This window comes from Paraburkholderia sp. XV, from assembly GCF_020177535.1.
GTDB classification, from domain to species: Bacteria; Pseudomonadota; Gammaproteobacteria; order Burkholderiales; family Burkholderiaceae; genus Paraburkholderia; species Paraburkholderia caribensis.
In genome coordinates this window covers 1-1,539 of sequence record NZ_JAGUUD010000256.1, presented here as the reverse complement: position 1 = coordinate 1,539, position 1,539 = coordinate 1, and the positions used below count along the sequence as shown (strand labels likewise).

At 62.6% G+C, this 1,539-nt stretch carries 1 protein-coding gene; it reads left to right on the top strand.

Annotated features, from left to right (window positions below; genetic code table 11):
* Positions 1-1,539, top strand: a 1,539-nt coding sequence (locus KFO72_RS41775) for an APC family permease (RefSeq protein WP_225034546.1), incomplete at both ends; no start/stop codon positions are given.

Genomic DNA, 1,539 nt, shown 5'->3' with positions numbered 1-1,539 from the left:
AGTTCTATTCAACGGCACATTGGCCCATTCGCGCTGATGCTGACGGGGCTCGGCTCGATTATCGGGTCCGGCTGGCTGTTCGGCGCCTGGAAGGCGGCCAAGATCGCGGGCCCTGCGGCGCTGTGCGCGTGGGTGATCGGCGCAATCGTGATTCTCGCAATCGCGCTGACCTATGCCGAACTCGGCGCGATGTTCCCCGAGTCCGGCGGCATGGTGCGTTACGCGCGCTACTCGCACGGCGCGCTGGTCGGCTTTATCAGCGCATGGGCCAACTGGATTGCAATCGTGTCGGTGATTCCGATCGAGGCTGAAGCGTCGATCCAGTACATGAGCACCTGGCCGTACGAATGGGCGCACAACCTCTTCATCAACAGCGAGCTGACGACACCCGGTCTGCTGCTGTCGGCCGTGCTGGTGGTCGTCTACTTCCTGCTGAACTACTGGGGCGTGAAGGTGTTCGCGCGTGCGAACACGGCCATTACGATCTTCAAGTTCATCATCCCGGGCCTGACCATTCTTGGTCTGATGATGAGCGGCTTCCACAAGGAAAACCTCGGCGAAAGTCTTGGCGGCGCGGGCGCCTTCGCGCCGTACGGCTGGTCGGCGGTGCTGACGGCGGTGGCGACGAGCGGCATCGTGTTCGCGTTCAACGGCTTCCAGAGCCCGATCAACCTTGCAGGCGAAGCGCGCAATCCGGCGAAGAGCGTACCGTTCGCGGTGATCGGCTCGATCCTGCTGGCGCTGGTGATCTACGTGCTGCTGCAGGTTGCGTACATCGGCTCGGTGAATCCGGCTGACGTGATGAAGGGCTGGGATCAGTTCAACTTCAAGTCGCCGTTCGCGGAACTGGCGATCGCGCTGAACCTGAACTGGCTGGCGATCCTGCTGTACGTGGATGCGTTCGTGAGCCCGAGCGGCACGGGCACGACCTACATGGCGACCACGACGCGCATGATCTACGCGATGGAGCGCAACAACACGATGCCGAAGATCTTCGGCACCGTGCATCCGCTGTACGGCGTGCCGCGCCCGGCGATGTGGTTCAACCTGCTGGTGTCGTTCATCTTCCTGTTCTTCTTCCGTGGCTGGAGCTCGCTGGCGGCCGTCATTTCGGTGGCGACGGTGATCTCGTACCTGACGGGCCCGATCAGCCTGATGGCGCTGCGCCGCGCGGCGACCGACCTCGAGCGTCCGCTGCACATTCGCGGCATGAGCGTGATCGCGCCGTTCGCGTTCGTGTGCGCGTCGCTGATCCTGTACTGGGCGAAGTGGCCGCTGACGGGCGAGATCATCCTGCTGATGATCGTTGCGCTCCCCGTATACTTCTACTTCCAGGCGAAGTCGGGCTTCGAAGGCTTCAACCAGGATCTGAAGGCGGCATGGTGGCTGGTGGCGTATCTGCCCGTCATGGCGATCCTGTCGCTGATCGGCAGCAAGCAGTTTGGCGGTCTCGGCGTGCTGCCGTATGGCTGGGACATGCTGGTCGTCATCGTGTTCTCGCTGATCTTCTACTACTGGGGCGTGCATACGGGCTATCGC